The sequence below is a fragment of the Herbaspirillum sp. 3R11 genome (assembly GCF_004563925.1).
Taxonomy (GTDB): Bacteria; Pseudomonadota; Gammaproteobacteria; order Burkholderiales; family Burkholderiaceae_D; genus Herbaspirillum.
The window spans coordinates 802,816-818,991 of the sequence record NZ_SPNJ01000002.1; the positions used below are offsets into that span (position 1 = coordinate 802,816).

The 16,176-nt window shown below is 60.7% G+C and carries 17 protein-coding genes and 1 tRNA gene; 2 read left to right on the forward strand and 16 right to left on the reverse strand.

The features are described from left to right. Window positions 1–9 precede the first annotated feature (9 nt). The 10 genes from E4P32_RS12000 to E4P32_RS12045 all read right to left on the reverse strand — a co-directional run bounded on the left by E4P32_RS12000 (window position 10) and on the right by E4P32_RS12045 (window position 10,056). The gene (locus E4P32_RS12000) at window positions 10–930 is read right to left on the reverse strand and encodes a SprT family zinc-dependent metalloprotease (protein ID WP_116433993.1); all 921 of its coding nucleotides are present in this window, start codon (window positions 928–930) and stop codon (window positions 10–12) included. A gap of 19 nt (window positions 931–949) precedes the next feature. Next, the gene (locus E4P32_RS12005) at window positions 950–1,702 is read right to left on the reverse strand and encodes a lysophospholipid acyltransferase family protein (RefSeq protein WP_233526624.1); all 753 of its coding nucleotides are present in this window, start codon (window positions 1,700–1,702) and stop codon (window positions 950–952) included. A 74-nt stretch (window positions 1,703–1,776) separates the two neighbouring features. Further along, window positions 1,777–2,334: a D-glycero-beta-D-manno-heptose 1,7-bisphosphate 7-phosphatase gene (gmhB, locus tag E4P32_RS12010; RefSeq protein ID WP_016832135.1), complete on the reverse strand. Its 558-nt coding sequence runs from the start codon at window positions 2,332–2,334 to the stop codon at window positions 1,777–1,779. A gap of 36 nt (window positions 2,335–2,370) precedes the next feature. Then, on the reverse strand, window positions 2,371–4,482 hold the full coding sequence (glyS, locus tag E4P32_RS12015; RefSeq protein WP_116433992.1) for a glycine--tRNA ligase subunit beta: 2,112 nt from the start codon (window positions 4,480–4,482) through the stop codon (window positions 2,371–2,373). A gap of 80 nt (window positions 4,483–4,562) precedes the next feature. Next, on the reverse strand, window positions 4,563–5,480 hold the full coding sequence (glyQ, locus tag E4P32_RS12020) for a glycine--tRNA ligase subunit alpha (RefSeq protein WP_116433991.1): 918 nt from the start codon (window positions 5,478–5,480) through the stop codon (window positions 4,563–4,565). A gap of 149 nt (window positions 5,481–5,629) precedes the next feature. Beyond that, window positions 5,630–7,159 carry an apolipoprotein N-acyltransferase gene (lnt, locus tag E4P32_RS12025; protein WP_116434612.1) on the reverse strand — a complete coding sequence of 510 codons (1,530 nt, stop codon included), beginning with the start codon at window positions 7,157–7,159 and terminating at the stop codon, window positions 5,630–5,632. A 78-nt stretch (window positions 7,160–7,237) separates the two neighbouring features. After that, complete coding sequence (locus E4P32_RS12030; RefSeq protein ID WP_116433990.1) at window positions 7,238–8,122, reverse strand: transporter associated domain-containing protein; 885 nt, start codon at window positions 8,120–8,122, stop codon at window positions 7,238–7,240. Between the two features lie 213 nt (window positions 8,123–8,335). Next, entirely contained in the window at window positions 8,336–8,572 is a 237-nt protein-coding gene (locus tag E4P32_RS12035) for a pentapeptide MXKDX repeat protein (RefSeq protein WP_116433989.1), read from the reverse strand. A gap of 65 nt (window positions 8,573–8,637) precedes the next feature. Next, entirely contained in the window at window positions 8,638–9,423 is a 786-nt protein-coding gene (locus E4P32_RS12040; protein WP_116433988.1) for a molybdopterin-dependent oxidoreductase, read from the reverse strand. Between the two features lie 15 nt (window positions 9,424–9,438). Further along, a complete protein-coding gene (locus E4P32_RS12045; RefSeq protein ID WP_116433987.1) occupies window positions 9,439–10,056 on the reverse strand; it encodes a cytochrome b/b6 domain-containing protein in 618 nt (205 codons plus the stop codon). Between the two features lie 273 nt (window positions 10,057–10,329). Here E4P32_RS12045 and E4P32_RS12050 point away from each other — a divergent pair, with 273 nt between their 5' ends. Then, entirely contained in the window at window positions 10,330–10,512 is a 183-nt protein-coding gene (locus tag E4P32_RS12050; RefSeq protein WP_116433986.1) for a zf-HC2 domain-containing protein, read from the forward strand. Window positions 10,513–10,603: 91 nt separating this feature from the next. Here the strand turns inward: E4P32_RS12050 and ybeY are convergent, their stop codons facing one another. The 4 genes from ybeY to E4P32_RS12070 all read right to left on the reverse strand — a co-directional run bounded on the left by ybeY (window position 10,604) and on the right by E4P32_RS12070 (window position 14,766). Further along, window positions 10,604–11,062 carry an rRNA maturation RNase YbeY gene (gene ybeY, locus E4P32_RS12055; RefSeq protein WP_116433985.1) on the reverse strand — a complete coding sequence of 153 codons (459 nt, stop codon included), beginning with the start codon at window positions 11,060–11,062 and terminating at the stop codon, window positions 10,604–10,606. Beyond that, complete coding sequence (locus E4P32_RS12060) at window positions 11,049–12,152, reverse strand: PhoH family protein (protein WP_116433984.1); 1,104 nt, start codon at window positions 12,150–12,152, stop codon at window positions 11,049–11,051. The genes ybeY and E4P32_RS12060 overlap by 14 nt, the downstream gene beginning before the upstream one ends. A gap of 48 nt (window positions 12,153–12,200) precedes the next feature. After that, window positions 12,201–13,541, reverse strand: coding sequence for a tRNA (N6-isopentenyl adenosine(37)-C2)-methylthiotransferase MiaB (miaB, locus tag E4P32_RS12065; RefSeq protein ID WP_116433983.1), 1,341 nt, complete (start codon window positions 13,539–13,541; stop codon window positions 12,201–12,203). Between the two features lie 313 nt (window positions 13,542–13,854). Continuing rightward, a complete protein-coding gene (locus E4P32_RS12070; protein ID WP_116433982.1) occupies window positions 13,855–14,766 on the reverse strand; it encodes a LysR family transcriptional regulator in 912 nt (303 codons plus the stop codon). Between the two features lie 86 nt (window positions 14,767–14,852). Between E4P32_RS12070 and E4P32_RS12075 the strand changes: the two genes are divergently transcribed. Then, window positions 14,853–15,455: a cysteine hydrolase family protein gene (locus tag E4P32_RS12075; RefSeq protein ID WP_116434611.1), complete on the forward strand. Its 603-nt coding sequence runs from the start codon at window positions 14,853–14,855 to the stop codon at window positions 15,453–15,455. Between the two features lie 9 nt (window positions 15,456–15,464). Here the strand turns inward: E4P32_RS12075 and E4P32_RS12080 are convergent, their stop codons facing one another. Together E4P32_RS12080 and E4P32_RS12085 are read right to left on the reverse strand one after the other, a co-directional pair. After that, window positions 15,465–15,908, reverse strand: a complete 444-nt coding sequence (locus tag E4P32_RS12080) for a CBS domain-containing protein (protein WP_116433981.1) — start codon at window positions 15,906–15,908, stop codon at window positions 15,465–15,467. A gap of 126 nt (window positions 15,909–16,034) precedes the next feature. After that, window positions 16,035–16,111: transfer RNA gene (locus E4P32_RS12085), tRNA-Met, on the reverse strand. Window positions 16,112–16,176 lie beyond the last annotated feature (65 nt).

Genomic DNA, 16,176 nt, shown 5'->3' on the forward strand with positions numbered 1-16,176 from the left:
AATTGCCGGTCAGAAGATCGGCAGGGTCTCGGGTGCGCTGTCGCGCAGGGCGCGCTTGGCGGTTTCGAACTCAGGGAAAATCGATTGCACCGTGGCCCAGAAGCGCGGGCTGTGGTTCATTTCACGCAGGTGCGACAACTCGTGCGCGATCACGTAGTCGATCAGCGGCAGGGAAAAATGCATCAGGCGCCAGTTCAGGCGAATGCGACCGTCGGCAGTACAGGAGCCCCATTGCGTGGTGGCCGACGACAGCGCGAACGACTGATAGGTCACGCCCAGTTTCTCGGCGTAAATCGGCAGCCGCGCAGCAAAGGTTTCCTTGGCGCGCGCTTGCAGCCAACCTTGTACGCGGTCCTTCAATTGCTGTTCACCGGCGTCGGCGGGCAGGCCCACGGTCAATTCCAGTGTGTCTTCATCGTAAGCAATGCCGGCCGCCTGGTTGGTGCCGATGCGCAATGTGATGTCCTGGCCCAGATACGGCAGCGTCGCGCCGTCGCGCCATTGCATCTGCGGTTGCAGGCGGCGCGCCGAGCGTTCGCGGCGTTCATTGAGTTTGGTGAAGATCCAGCGCTGCTTTTCGCGGATGGCGTTTTCGATCTCGCCCAGGGTCACCCATTTCGGCGCAGTGACACGCAAGCCTTCGTCGCTGATCAGGAAGCCGATCGAGCGGCGTTTCGAGCGCAGCAGCGCATAGTCGAGATGATGTTCGCCGAGCTGGATGCGCCGCATGCCGTCGGCCGGACGACCGATAGGCGGCGACATCGGCGGCAACGGCGTCTGCTGTTTCAGTTCGGGCGCCGGTGCGTAGTCCTGCTGCAAAAGCGGTGGCGGTGGGCTGTCCTGCGTCGTCTCCAGAGGCGTCGGTGTGAAGAAATCCAGTTGCAGCGTGAGCTGGTTAGGATCCGGCTGAGAGTGACGAAGCAGTTTCAATGTAGTGGGGCCGATGGTGTCAGTTTCTTGTTTTGTCGACGGCGGCATAAACCGCCGGGGAAATCACGCGCATTTCGGATTCTATCCAATTTTCAACGCGTTGGCTTAACTGTGCCGGATCCAGGCCTTCCGGCGAGATCGGCTTGCCGATCGATACCGTGATCATACCCGGAGTTTTGATGAATGAACCCTTCGGCCAGCACTCGCCGGCATTGACGGCGATAGGTACGACCACGGTGTTGGTTTCCACCGCCAGGCGCGAACCGCCGTGCTTGTACTTGCCGGTCTGGCCGACCGGGATGCGCGTGCCTTCCGGGAACATGATCACCCACTGGCCGTCGGCCAGGCGCTTGCGACCCTGCACCACGACTTGTGCAAAGGCGTCGCGGCCCTTGCTGCGATCAATCGGGATCATGCGCAACAGCGCGATGCCCCAGCCGAAGAAGGGAATGTAGGTCAGTTCCTTCTTGAACACGAACACCAGCGGACGCGGCATGACGATGAGATAGAAAATCGTTTCCCACGCCGATTGATGTTTGGACAGCAGGATCACCGGCGCGTCAGGCAGGTTCTCCATGCCCTTGATCTGATAGCGGATGCCGCAGATCACGCGCGCGGCCCAGATCACGATGACGTTCCAGCGCGAGGTAAGGTAATAGCGCCTGGCGTACGGGAACGGTGCAAACAGGATGCAAGCCATCGACCACACCACGGTGGTCACCGTCATCACCAGCGTGAACAGCACGGAACGCAAAAACAGGTTGATACGCAAAATACAGTCTCCCTTTTCAGAGCCGGCGAGGCCATGTCCGCAATGCGGCGGCCTGCTGCCTTCTCACTTATCCACTAAACCGACATTTCTACCGGTGCTTTCAATATGAAGTCGACCACGCCGGCGAGGTCCGGATAGATCAGCGTGCCGGGCGGCAGGCCGCCTTTTTCGCGGGTCTTTTCACCCTTGCCGGTGAGCACCAGGAACGGCGCGCAGCCGGCGACGAAACCGGCTTGCAGGTCGCGCAGCGAATCGCCCACGGTGACCACGCCGCCACGCAGGCTGATGCCGAAGCGTTTGGAAATCTCGTTGAACATGCCCGGCTTGGGTTTGCGGCAATCACAATTGTCGTCGGCCGCGTGCGGGCAGAAGAACACGGCGTCGATATCGGCGCCGACCTGCTGCGCAGCGTTGTGCATCTTCTGGTGAATGGCGTTGAGCGTCATCATGTCGAACAGTCCGCGGCCCACGCCCGACTGATTGGTGGCGACGACGACGCGATAGCCGGCCTGGTTGAGGCGGGCTATCGCCTCCAGCGAACCCTTGATCGGAATCCATTCCGCAGGCGACTTGATAAAGGCGTCCGAGTCCTGGTTGATCACGCCATCGCGATCCAGAATGATCAGCTTCATGTTCTTCTTACCCTATCCCTGAGAACTTGATGGACCTTATGCCGCCAGCTTGGAAATGTCGGCAACCTGGTTGAGCATCTGATGCAATTCGGCCAGCAAAGCCTGGCGGTTGTTGCGCAGTTGTTCGTCTTCGGCGTTGACCATCACGTCGTTGAAGAAGGCGTCGACATTCTGACGCAATTGCGCCAGCGCCTTCAATGCGCCGCTGAAATTGCCTTGCACATACGCAGCGTCGACTTGCGGCTTGAGCAGCAGCATGGCCGAGTACAGCGCCTGCTCGGCGGCTTCGCGCAGCAAGCCGTTCTGCACGGTACCGCTCACTCCACCCTCGATCTTCTTGAGGATATTGGTGATGCGCTTGTTGGCGGCGGCCAGCGCTTCGGCTTCCGGCAGCGCGGCGAAGGCTTGCACTGCATCCAGGCGTTCAGTGATGTTGTCGAGCACTTCCGGCTGTTGCGCCACCACCGCCTCGATTTCGTTGGGCGAGTAATTGCGCTCGCGCAGCAGACCACGCAGACGATCGAACAGGAAGGCGCTGACGTCGGCGCTCGGGTCCTTGAAATTGCTGTTGCCGGCGAATTGCGCCACTGCTGCCTGCAGCAAAGCAGGAATCGCCAGCGGCAGACGCTTTTCAACCAGCATGCGCAATATGCCCAGAGCGTGACGGCGCAGGGCGAACGGATCCTTGTCGCCGGTCGGCTGCAGACCGATGCCCCAGATGCCGACCAGGGTTTCGAGCTTGTCGGCCAGCGCCACGGCGGTGCCGGTCGCGGATGCCGGCAAGGCGTCGCCGGCGAAACGCGGCTGATAATGTTCGGAGGCGGCCAGCGCGACTTCATTCGGCTCGCCGTCGTGACGCGCGTAGTAGGTGCCCATGATGCCTTGCAGCTCAGGGAACTCGCCCACCATGTCGGTCAGCAGATCGGTCTTGGCCAGCAACGCGCCGCGTTCGGCCAGCGCCACGTCATTGCCCAGCAATTTGGCAATCGCGCCCGCCAGCGCCTGAACGCGTTCGGTGCGTTGCAACTGGTTGCCCAGCTTGTTGTGATACACCACGTTGGCCAGTTGCGGGACGCGGTCGGCCAGTGTCTTCTTCTTGTCTTGCTCGAAGAAGAATTTCGCATCCGACAGACGCGGACGCACTACGCGTTCATTGCCCTGGATGATGTGTTGCGGGTTGGCGGTTTCCAGATTCGAGACGATCAGGAAGCGCGAACGCAGCTTGCCGTTGGCATCGGTCAGCGCAAAATATTTCTGGTTGGTCTGCATGGTCAGGATCAGGCATTCCTGCGGCACCGCCAGGAATTGATCGTCGAACTTGCATTCGTAGACCACCGGCCACTCGACCAGCGCCGTGACTTCGTCGAGCAGCGCTTCAGGCATCAGCACCTTGTCGTCACCGGCCTTGCCGAGCAGGTCGAGGCGGATCTTTTCCTTGCGTTCCGTAAAGCCCGGAATAACCTTGCCTTTGCTGATCAGCGTTTCGACATAGCTCTCAGGCGAGTCGATGGCGATCGCGCCTTGCGACAGGAAGCGATGGCCTTGGGTGATCTTGTCGGCGTCGAGGCCGAGGATGTTCAGCGGCACCACGGCGGCGCCGTGCAGCGCGATCAGGCGGTGTGCGGGACGCACGAAATGAACGGTATTGCCGGCATCACGTCCGTGCTGGCGCTGGTAACTCATCAGCTTCGGAATCGGCAGCTTGGCGACCGATTCTTCCAGCGCGGCTTGCAGACCGGATTGCAGTGCCGAACCCTTGGAGGTGTAGTTGTAGAAGAAGCTCTCGGCCTTGCCGTCCTGGGCACGTTCCAACTGGTCCGGCGTGATCACGGTGGCGCCGACTTGCGCCGCCAGTGCCGCCAGTTTCTTGACCAGCGGCGCCGCAGGGCGACCTTCTGCATCCAACGCCACGCTGACCGGCAATACCTTTTCGCGGATTGCCTTGTCGAGCGAGGTGGCGCGCACTTTGGTGATAGCCACGGCCAGGCGACGCGGTGTCGCGTAAGTGGTGGCGACCGCGCCTTCTTCGAGGAAGTCGCGCGATTTCAGTCCGTTGAAAATACCGTTGGCAAAGGCGTCGCCCAGTTTGGCGAGCACTTTCGGCGGCAGTTCTTCGGTCAGGAGTTCTACTAAAAGTGTTTGAGTCATTTTCTGTTTTCTTGCCGATTTCTTGCTTATTTGGCGTTGCAACTGGTATCAGCCGCAACGCGATCCGGTCAATACGCTATTCAGGCCGCTTGGCGGGAAACATCAGGGCCCGCCATCGGGAAGCCGAGGCGTTCGCGCGATTCGTAATACGCCTGCGCCACGGCGCGCGACAGATTGCGGATGCGGCCGATGTAGGCTGCGCGCTCGGTCACCGAGATGGCGCCGCGTGCATCCAGCAGGTTGAAGGTATGCGCCGCCTTCAGGATCATTTCGTACGCCGGCAGCGCCAGCGGCACTTCCAGCAGGCGCTTGGCTTCGGCTTCGTAGTTGCCGAACAGCGAGAACAGGAAGTCGGTATTCGAATACTCGAAGTTGAAGGTCGATTGTTCCACTTCGTTCTGATGGAACACGTCGCCGTAGGTCAGCTTCTTCTTGACGCCGTTCTCGACCCATTCGGTCCAGACCAGGTCGTAGACGTTTTCAACGTTTTGCAGGTACATCGCCAGGCGCTCGATGCCATAGGTGATTTCACCCAGCACCGGTTTGCAGTCGAGGCCGCCGACTTGCTGGAAGTAGGTGAATTGCGTCACTTCCATGCCGTTGAGCCAGACTTCCCAGCCCAGACCCCAAGCGCCCAGCGTCGGGTTTTCCCAGTCATCTTCGACGAAACGCACGTCGTTCTGCTTCAGGTCCAGGCCGAGCGCTTCGAGCGAACCGAGGTACAGATCGAGGATGTTCTCAGGCGCCGGCTTCAACACCACCTGATATTGGTAGTAGTGCTGCATGCGGTTGGGGTTTTCGCCGTAGCGGCCGTCCTTGGGACGACGCGACGGTTGCACGTAGGCGGCGCGCCATGGCTCCGGCCCGATCGCGCGCAGGAAGGTCGCGGTGTGCGAAGTGCCGGCACCGACTTCCATGTCGTAGGGCTGGAGCAATGCGCAACCTTGCGCATCCCAATATTCTTGTAGCTTGAGAATGATCTGTTGAAATGTAAGCATCTTTTTATGTTGCCGGTGATGGCGGGCAAGGAATTGCTAAAACCCTGAATTTTAGCGGTTTTTGAGGGGGTCATGCGGCCCAAACGCAGGAACAGGCCGGAAATAACGAAGACAGGCCCGGGAACGAACAAAGAAAAACGCAGTAGCGACTAGCGTTTGCGGCGCGACAGCAGCCAGGCCGCCGCCAGCGCAGCGATAGTCAATGCCAGCATCAGCTTGTTGCCGAGCAGGATGTAGGGCGTCTGGCCCTGGAAACCTTGTACTGATGCGCTCAGCATGTTGCGTGTGTAAGGCTGCAATTCTGACACCAGCTGGCCCTTGGGGCCGATCACGGCGGTGGCGCCGGTGTTGGTTGCGCGCAGCATCGGGCGGCCGGTTTCCAGCGCGCGCATCTGGGAAATCTGCAAGTGCTGCGGCAACGCGATCGAATTGCCGAACCAGGCGATGTTGGACAGGTTCAGCAGCATGCTGGCCTGCGGCTGGCCGGCGTAGTAGGCGCCACCGAGCTGGGCGGCGATCTCTTCACCGAACAGATCCTCGTAGCAGATGTTGGGCATGATCCATTGCTGCTTGACCTGGAGCGGCAACTGCAAGGGTTTGCCGCGCGTCATGTCGCCCAGCGGGATGTTCATCAAGTCGACGAACCAACGAAAACCGAGTGGGATGAATTCACCGAAAGGCACCAGGTGATGCTTGTCGTAGCGATACGGTGTGCGCTCGCTGGCCGGATCCGGAGAAAAGCCGACCATGCTGTTGGCGTACTGGCCCGGACCGTCCGACAAGGGAATCCCCAGTGCCAAGTGGCTGCCCGAGGTCTGTACAAAGCGCGTCAGGCGCGCCAGGTAATCCGGCGGCAATTGTTGCGGCAGCAGCGGCACCGCCGTCTCCGGAGTAGCGATCAGATCGGCCGGCGCGCTGCGGATCATCTCGTCGTACATCATCAGCGACGACAGCAGCGCTTCGTTGGAGAATTTCATCTCCTGCGGAATATTTCCCTGCAGCAAACGTACGCTGATCGGCTGTCCCGCTGCATGCGTCCAATCGACCGCGTGCAGCGCCACGCCGGCGCCGGCGAGCAGCAGCGTCAGCGCGGCGGGCAGGACGCGCGGCCCGGTGCGCAGGCTCAGCATGGCGAGACTGCCGGCAACGATCGCGGCGAGCCAGGCCAGGCCGTAGACGCCGACCACGGGCGCGAAGCCTGCCAGCGGACCGACGTTGTGTGCGTAACCCGAGGTCAGCCATGGGAAACCGGTGAACAGCCAGCCGCGCAACCATTCCGACAAGGCCCACAGCGCCGGCAACAGCAGCAGCAACAGCACCACTTGCGAGGCCGCCCAGCGCTGCTGCAGCCAGCGCGCCAGTGTTGCGGTCAACGCGGCATAGAGACCCAGGTAAGCCGCCAGCAAGCCCACCGCCAGCGCCGCCATCCATCCTGCCATGCCGCCGTAGTCGTGCATGCTGATGTAGAGCCAGTGCACGCCCGCGGCGGCCCAGCCGAAGCCGTACAGCCAGCCGGTCAATGCATTGCGGCGGAAGGACGCGGTGCGGGAGATCTGGCGAAACAGCCATGCCAGCGTGAGGATCTGTACCGGCCAGATGTTGAACGGCGCGAACGCCAGCACGTTGGCGACGCCGGCCAGCAAGGCGAACAGCGGCGTCCAGCGTGCAAAGCGGGACACCGTCGAACTGTTGGCGGCAGCCGCAGCATCGGTAAAGTCAGCAGGGATGGGCGAAGAAGAATTCACGCGGAAAAACTATTATTCTTCCTCGGCTGCCGGCGTGTCCGGCAGTTTTTCCACCAGCAGCACATGCGCCTGGCGGGCGTCGGCGCGCAACACTTCGAAGCGCATGCCGCCGATGTCGAATTCGTCGCCCTTGCGCGGCACGCGGCCGAGGTGGTTGGCGACCAGGCCGCCGATGGTGTCGGCGTCCTCATCGGAGAAGGCGGTTTCCAGCGTCTCGTTGAACTGGGTGATCTCGGTCAGTCCCTTGATGCGCCAGCGCGGGCCGTGGGCGCCGTCCTTGATGGCGAGGATGTTGTCTTCTTCCTCGTCGAAATCGTATTCGTCTTCGATGTCACCGACGATCTGTTCCAGCACGTCTTCAATCGTGATCAGCCCGGCCACGCCGCCGTATTCGTCGACCACGATGGCCATATGGTTGCGGTTGGCGCGGAAGTCGCGCAGCAGCACATTGAGGCGTTTGGATTCGGGAATGAACACGGCCGGGCGCAGCATGTCGCGCACGTCGAAGGATTCTTCAGCGTAATAACGCAGCAGGTCTTTCGCCAGCAGCACGCCGACGACCTTGTCGCGTTCACCTTCGACTGCCGGGAACCGCGAGTGCGAAGTCGACAGCACGTCGGGCATCCAGGTTTCAATCGGCTTGCTGATATCGATGGTGTCCATCTGCGAACGCGGCACCATGATGTCGCGCACGGCGAGATCGGATACCTGGAACACACCTTCAATCATCGACAGCGCATCGGCGTCGATCAGGTTGCGTTCATGGGCGTCTTGCAGGACCTCGAGCAACTCTGCTCGGTTTTCTGGTTCGGGGGAGATGAGGGCGGTGAGGCGTTCGAACAGGGAACGATGTGGTTTAGCGTCAAGAGATTTGACGCTACTAGAGTGATCTTGCATATGGCGTGAGCCGTGGGTCCGACGTTGTTTCGATGAGCCATAGGATACAACAAATATATGACAAATCTACTAAAACACGATTTCGCGCCCGAGACGCACAACGAATGCAAGCGGCAGACTGGATCAAATGGCAACAGTTTCCCGACGGACATGTCCACCGACGGACATGTCCACGGCGAGGGGATGCCGCAGACATGTCGAAAGAAACGAAGATTACTTCTTCATTTCATCTTTTTTCATTTCATCCTTGCCCATGCCATCTTTACCCATGGAGTCCTTTTTCATCTTGTCCTTTTTCATGCCATCCTTCTTCATGCCGTCTTTTTTCATGCCGTCCTTCGACATGGAATCCTTGGACATGTCGTCCTTGGCCATCGTATCGGCAGCGTAGGCGCCCGATACGGCAGCCATCATCAGACAGGCGAACAGGGTCGAGAGTGCTTTTTTCATGTGAATCTCCTAGATGTTGAAAATTGGCAAAAGCGCCATGACTACGGCAGATGCTTGGCCCATTGCTAAGCGCCGCCGAACCAGTTGTACCCCTGGTCTTCCCAGTAACCGCCGGGGTAAGTGTTGGTTACTTCGATCGAAACGATGTGCTTCGGATTCTTGTAGCCCAGCTTGGTGGGCATGCGCAGCTTCATGGGGAAGCCGTATTTCGGCGGCAATATTTCGCCGTCATACGTCAGCGTCAGCTGCGTCTGCGCGTGCAGCGCCGTGGCCATGTCGATGCTGGTGTAATAGTCGTCGGCGCAGCGGAAGGCGATGTACTTCGCGCTCAGGTCGGCGCCGATATGCTTGAGGAAACCGGCGAACGGCACGCCGCCCCAGCGGCCGATGGCGCTCCAGCCTTCGACGCAGATGTGGCGTGTGATCTGTTCCACCTGCGGCAGGCGGCGCAGTTCGGGCAAGGCCCAGCTGCGGCGGCTGGCGATCAGGCCCTTGAGCTCAAGGCGATAGGCGTCGCCGTCGACTTCGGTGATTTCGTCCTCGCCATAGAATGCATTGAACGGAAATGGCCGCGTGATCATCGACGCCGGATACGTCGGCGCCAGTTTGTTCGGATCGAACAGCCAGCCCTGCACACCATCGTTCATGCGTGAAATCTTGGTCAGCATGTGGTTCACCGATTCCTGCTCGGTGAGGTTGCAGCCGCTCAGCAGCGACAGCCCGCCCAGCGTCAGCGCACGCTTGCCGAACAGGCGTCGCGACGGCATCGACAATTCCAGTTCGCGGCGTGCATCCTTGAGAATCAGTTCGCTGTCGAGGGTGGACGGCAGGCGGTTGGGTTTTCTGATCATGATGATGGTCTCCTTTCAGCGTCCGCGCAGCATGGCCAGCAAGGTGCGCGGCACCAGCGCCACCATCGCGACATGGACCACAATGAACAGCACCAGGAAACTCATGGCAAAAAAGTGCACGATGCGCGCGTTGTCATAGCCGCCCATCAGGTCGCGCAGCAAAGGCAGTTGCACTGATTTCCAGATCGCCAGTCCCGACACCACGATCAGCACGAGGTCGGCGATCACCGAGAGATACGCCAGCTTTTGCACGGCGTTGTAATGATCCAGCGACGCGTGCTGCAGCTTGCCCTTGAGCGCCTGGACAAAGTCGTGGAAGACTTCCTTCGGGCGCAGCGGAAAGAACTTGCGCCGTGCACGTCCGCTCAGCAGATTGAGCGCCAGGTAAATCACGCCGTTGATTGCCAGCAGCCACATCGCCGCGAAATGCCATTGCAGTGCGCCGCCCAGCCAGCCGCCCAAGGTCCATTCCTTGGGAAACGAGAAGGAAAAAATCGGCGAGGCGTTATAGATGCGCCAGCCGCTCAGGATCATGAGCACGACGGCCAGCGCATTGGTCCAGTGCGTGACGCGCAGCCACAGCGGATGGATGGTCGCGGGCGTGGTTGGAAGGGCGGGGGCGTGGATGTTCAAGTTCGTCTCCTCACTGCATGGCGAATAGTTGTTTCATGCAGCTTGGTCGGACGAGCTTGTGGTTTCTTACAAGGAATTTGAAAAAAGTGAAAATTGCCGGCGCAATTCTGCTCGCAGCAACAGGAATGCCGTCGCAGAAAATAATTGTCAGTGAACTGTAAGAAACGACGCCCTGCCGCGACCAACATGCAGGGAGCCGGAGAACGGCGCTGAAAGCGCGACTGCGAGTTGGCTGATTTACAATGCCAACCGGAGCGCCACAGGAGCAAATATATGAACTGCAAGGAAGCACATCGCGTCTTGTGTGAGGCGCAAGACAGCAAATTGTCCTTTGCCCGGCGGCTGACGCTGCGCTGGCATCTGGCTATCTGCGACCATTGCACGCGTTTCGGCCGTCAGCTGGATTTCCTGCGGACGGCGGTGCGGCGTTACCGCGACGGCGGGGATGGGAAGTAAGGCGAGAAGTAGTGCAGAAAAATAGGGTAGGGAACATAATGCCGTCGCAGCGCAACGCTGCGGCCGGCAATGTTCAGTGTTGCGGCAGAGGTTACCGGCGGTCCGCGTAAGGATCGGCGAAACCCAGGCCTGCCAGGATTTCAGTTTCCAGCGTTTCCATTTCAGTCGCTTCTTCTTCGTCTTCGTGATCGTAGCCTTGCGCATGCAGCACGCCGTGCACGATCAGATGCGCCGCGTGGTCCAGCAGCGGCTTCTTCTGCTCCAGCGCTTCTTTCTCCAGCACGTCGGTGCACAGGATGATGTCGGCCTGCGTCACTTCGGCGTCTTCCTCTTCCGTGTAGGCAAAGGTCAGCACATTGGTGGCGTAGTCCTTCTCGCGATAGTCGCGATTGAGCGTACGGCCTTCTTCTGTGTCGACGAAACGGATCGTCAGTTCCGCCGGCGCGAACAGCGCGGCCTGGATCCAGCGGCGGATCTGCGGGCGCGGCACGCTTTCCTTGAGGCGTGGATCAGCGTACTGGACGGACAGGGTCAGTTTATTTTTTTGCATTGCGTGGCTTGGCTGACTGAGTCAGGCCTTGGCTGAGGCGTTTGACGGCGGTGGTGGAAGTGACGTGGGCGTTATGAGCGTTATGGGAGCTGCCGGCCGCCGACACTGCTTCATAGGCGTCGACGATGCGCGCGACCATCGGATGGCGCACCACGTCGCTGCTGGTGAAGCGCGAGAAGGCGATGCCGCGCACGTCGTGCAGTACATTGAGCGCATCGACCAGGCCGCTCTTCTGGCCATGGTGCAAGTCGATCTGGGTGACGTCGCCGGTGACCACGGCCTTGCTGCCGAAACCGATACGCGTGAGGAACATCTTCATCTGTTCCGGCGTGGTGTTCTGCGCCTCATCGAGAATGATGAAGGCGTGGTTCAGCGTGCGACCGCGCATGTAGGCCAGCGGCGCGATTTCGATCGCCTGTTTCTCGAACAGCTTTTGCGTGCGGTCGTAGCCGAGCAGGTCGTACAGCGCGTCATACAGCGGGCGCAAATACGGATCGACCTTCTGCGCCAGATCGCCCGGCAGGAAGCCCAGGCGTTCACCGGCTTCCACCGCCGGGCGCGTGAGCACGATGCGTTGCACGGCGTCGCGCTCCAGCGCATCGACGGCGCAGGCCACCGCCAGATACGTCTTGCCGGTGCCGGCCGGGCCGACGCCGAAGGTGATGTCGTGCTCGAGAATGGCGTGCAGGTACTGGCTTTGATGCGGCGTACGGCCGCGCAGATCGTGCTTGCGCGTCTTCAGCACCGGGCTTTCGATTTCGGTCTTGTCTTTCTTGTCGACGGCGATATCCGCAGCGTCGAGCTCGGCGTCGATGGACGCGGTGGCGCGTTGTTCGACCAGCGCCAGCTGGACATTTTCCACCGACACCGGCTTGTCGGCCAGCGTGTAAAAACGCTCAAGGACGGCGACCGCGCGCTCGGCGTTGGTGCCGCTGACGATGAACTTTTCACCGCGGCGGAAAATCGTCACGTCGAGGGCGGACGAGATTTGCCTCAGGTTTTCATCAAGCGGACCGCACAGATGCGCCAGGCGCTTGTTGTCGAGCGGCTGCGGGATGAAGTAGTGAGGCTGGTTGGGTGATTTTTTCAATCTGGCTCGTTGTCGTCAGGTGGATTTAAGTAACGGATGGCGATGGCGTCATTGTTTGACGATGATCTCGCCGCGCAGCGAGAACGCGAACGTCTGCACGATGGTGACGTCGATCAATTCGCCGATCAGGCGGGCGCTGTTCGGACCGCCGTCGAAATTCACCACGCGGTTGTTTTCCGTGCGGCCTTGCAATTCGTTCGGATCCTTCTTTGAAGGACCTTCAACCAGGATGCGCTGGACCGTGCCCAGCATGGCCTGGCTGATCTTGCTTGCATTGTCCTGCACCACGGCTTGCAGATGTTGCAGGCGCTTCAGCTTGACCTCGGCTGGCGTGTCGTCGGCCAGGTTGGCGGCCGGCGTGCCGGGCCGCGGGCTGAACACGAAACTGAAGCTGCTGTCGAAACCGATATCGGTAATCAGCTTCATCAGCGCATTGAAATCCTCGTCGGTCTCGCCCGGGAAACCGACGATGAAGTCGCTCGAAATCGTGATGTTGGGACGCACTTCGCGCAAGCGGCGCAGCACCGATTTGTATTCCAGCGCCGTGTAGCCGCGCTTCATGGCCGCCAGGATACGATCGGAGCCGTGCTGCGCCGGCAGGTACAGGTGATCCACCAGCTTTGGCACCTTGGCATAGGTGTCGATCAGGCGCTGGGTGAATTCCTTGGGATGGCTGGTGACGAAGCGGATGCGCTGGATGCCGGGCATCTCGGCGATGTATTCGATCAGCAGCGCAAAGTCGGCGATCTCGCCGTCTTCCATGATGCCGCGGAAGGCGTTGACGTTCTGGCCCAGCAGCGTGATTTCCTTGACGCCCTGTGCGGCCAGTCCGGCCACTTCGGTCAGCACGTCCTCGAAGCGGCGCGACACTTCCTCGCCGCGCGTGTACGGCACTACGCAGTAGCTGCAGTACTTGCTGCAACCTTCCATGATCGACACGTAGGCCGTCGCGCCTTCGACGCGGGCCGGAGGCATGTGGTCGAATTTTTCGATTTCAGGGAAGCTGATGTCGACCTGCGGCCGGCCGGTGAAGCGGCGCTCGCTGATCATCTGCGGCAGGCGATGCAGGGTTTGCGGGCCGAACACCATGTCGACGAAGGGCGCACGCTTGACGATGGCTTCGCCTTCCTGTGAGGCCACGCAACCGCCCACGCCGATCAGCAGGTCGGGATTTTTCTTCTTCAGTTCGCGCAGGCGGCCGAGGTCCGAGAACACTTTTTCCTGCGCTTTTTCGCGCACCGAACAGGTGTTGAGCAGGATCACGTCGGCGTCTTCCGGCCGGTCGGTCTTGATCAGGCCGTCGGAAAGGTGCAGCACGTCAGCCATCTTGTCCGAGTCGTACTCGTTCATCTGGCAGCCGAAGGTTTTGATGAATACTTTTTTCTGCATAAGTGTCATTCAGGCATGAGGGCGCGGCGGGAGGCCTGGTCCTGTGCGCGATGATCTATGGAGCGCATCGGCCAAGCGCCGGCAAGGGGAAGCTGATCATGAAAAACTACAGTCGAAGCAGCCGGAAAGCCGGCTTGTGCGGCGCGATCTGGAGCGCCTGCAGTCAGTGCTTCCAAGGTCCGCGATTATAGCACCGGATGCCATGCGGAGCCGTTGGCGGGCGCGGATCAGGGGATGCCGGAAACACTGTTGTAAATACCGGAAAATGCCATCCAGGCAACTCTTCAGTTTTTCAGCGAGGCTTTTGCACCATTCAGGCGGGCGAACCGTCGGCAAAGCAGCTTTCCAGCCAGTCCAGGACCGCCCGCAGACGCGGCAGCGCCCGCAGATCGCGGTGATACACGGCCCACGCCTCGCGTTGCAATTGCGGCGCCGAATCACCATCGACTTCGGCCACCTCCAGCTCCGGCGCCAGCAGGTAATGCGGCAGCAACGCCATGCCGACGCCGGCGCGCGCCGCCATGCACTGCGTCACCAGGCTGGTGCTGCGAAAGCGTACCGGATTGCCGCCGGCGTGGTCGGCCAGCCATTGCGTTTCGGGGATGTCCGGCACGCCGTCGTCAAAGCCGATGAACGGCGCCGACCCGGGCGTGGCGCGCCATTCGGCCACGCGTTCGCGGCTGCCGCACAGGAAATAGCGGATCTTGCCCAGCTTGCGCGCAATCAGATCGCCATCCTGTGGCCGTGCGAAACGGATCGCCAGGTCGGCATCACGGCGCGCCAGGCTCACGGTCTGGTGACTCATGCTGAACTCGATGTCGAGCTGCGGCCAGCGCTCCAGAAGCGCCGGCAGACGCGGCGCCAGGAACATGGTGCCCATGGCGTCGGTGCTGGCGATGCGCAGCTTGCCTTCCATGCGAATGTCTTCGCCGGCCAGCCGGCGCGCCAGCTGCGCGGTCTGCGCCTGCATTTCACGCGCGGCGGCCAGCACCGTTTCTCCCAGCCGTGTCAGCTCGGTATCGTCGCCGCGCCGTGTGAACAGCGGCCCGTGCAAGGCATGTTCCAGCATCTGCAGGCGCCGGCTGACAGTGGCATGGGTCACGCTCAGCGTGCGCGCCGCGCCAGAGAAGCTGCCCGATTCGATGAAGGCGGCAAAGGTGCGCAAGCCTTCCCAATCGGCAGAAAGGGGCGGCGGAGGGATGACGGGTGCTGTTAATTTATTCACGGATGGCTCGCTTTTTTTGTGAATTGATGAACGTATTTTAACCGTCTAGGATGGTTCCATCGTTCACCATCATCAAGGAGAAAAACATGTCCACACCAAAAACTCTGCTGCAAATCGCCGGCGCCGCGCCGCGCTCGCCCAAGTGGCAAGACGCCGCGCTGGTGCTGATCGACCACCAGACCGAATACACCGCCGGCGGCGTGCCGCTGGCCGGCATCGACGCCGCCATCGGTGAGATCGCCGCCTTGCTCAAGCAGGCGCGCGCCGCCGGCGCACCGGTATTCCATGTAGTCCATCACGCCAAGCCGGGCGCGGCGCTGTTCGATCCGCAGCGGGAATTCGTTGGCATCATTGACGGCCTGCAGCCGCAGGACGGCGAAGTCACGGTGGTCAAGGCGCTGCCGAATTCCTTCGCCGGCACCACGCTGGACGCCGAGCTGAAGAAAGCCGGAAAGAAGGAATTGATCATCGCCGGCTTCGCCACCCACATGTGCATCAGCGCCACCACGCGCTCGGCGCTGGATCATGGCTATGTGTCGACGGTGGTGGCGGCGGCGTGCGCCACGCGCGACCTGCCGGATGCGCTGGGCAAGGGCGTGGTGCCGGCGGCCGAAGTACAGCGCGCGACCCTGGCGGCCTTGTCCGATCGTTTTGCGACGATCGTGCCGGATGCGGCTGCGTTGAACTAACAGGGATGTTTACTGGTTGGCTGGGGTGGCCGGATTGCTTGGCTTGATCCGCAGATTCTTGAGAATGTCGCGCCACGTCACGATGCCGACCGGCCTGAAGTTCAGGTCGACCACCGGCAGGCAGGAAATGCCGTGGGTATTGAAGGCTTGGATCGCGTCATCGACCGTGGCGCTTTCCTGTAGCACGATCGGACGTCGCGTCACGATCTGGTGCACGCGCTTGTTCAGGCTGGCGATGTCCTGGTAAGTTTCCCGGGCCGACCCGATGTTCGGGCTCAGCGCCTTGAGCAGGTCGCGATCGGACACCACGCCCAGCAGCTTGTGCTCTTCCACCACCAGCAGGTGGTGGAATTTCAAGCTGTCGAAAATCTCCTTGACCGTTTCCAGCTTGTCGTCCAGGGTGACGGTGACAAGCTTCACGGTCATGATCTTCTTGATGCTGACTCCAGCCATTGCTCCTCCGTTGACGATACCTGATTGTCCCTCATGTCTTGCGGGGCGGGCAATAGACCTGGATCAAGTGCGCGCAAAAAACAAAAAAGCCGCTGATCCTTTCGAATCAACGGCTTACAGTGTCTTTGGTGGTGATAGGTGGATTTGAACCACCGACCCCAGCATTATGAGTGCTGTGCTCTAACCAACTGAGCTATATCACCAAAAGCAAGCCCGCAAGTATAGTGTCAGGCGCTGATTTAGTCAAGCGAATTGGCCCCGGGGTTGG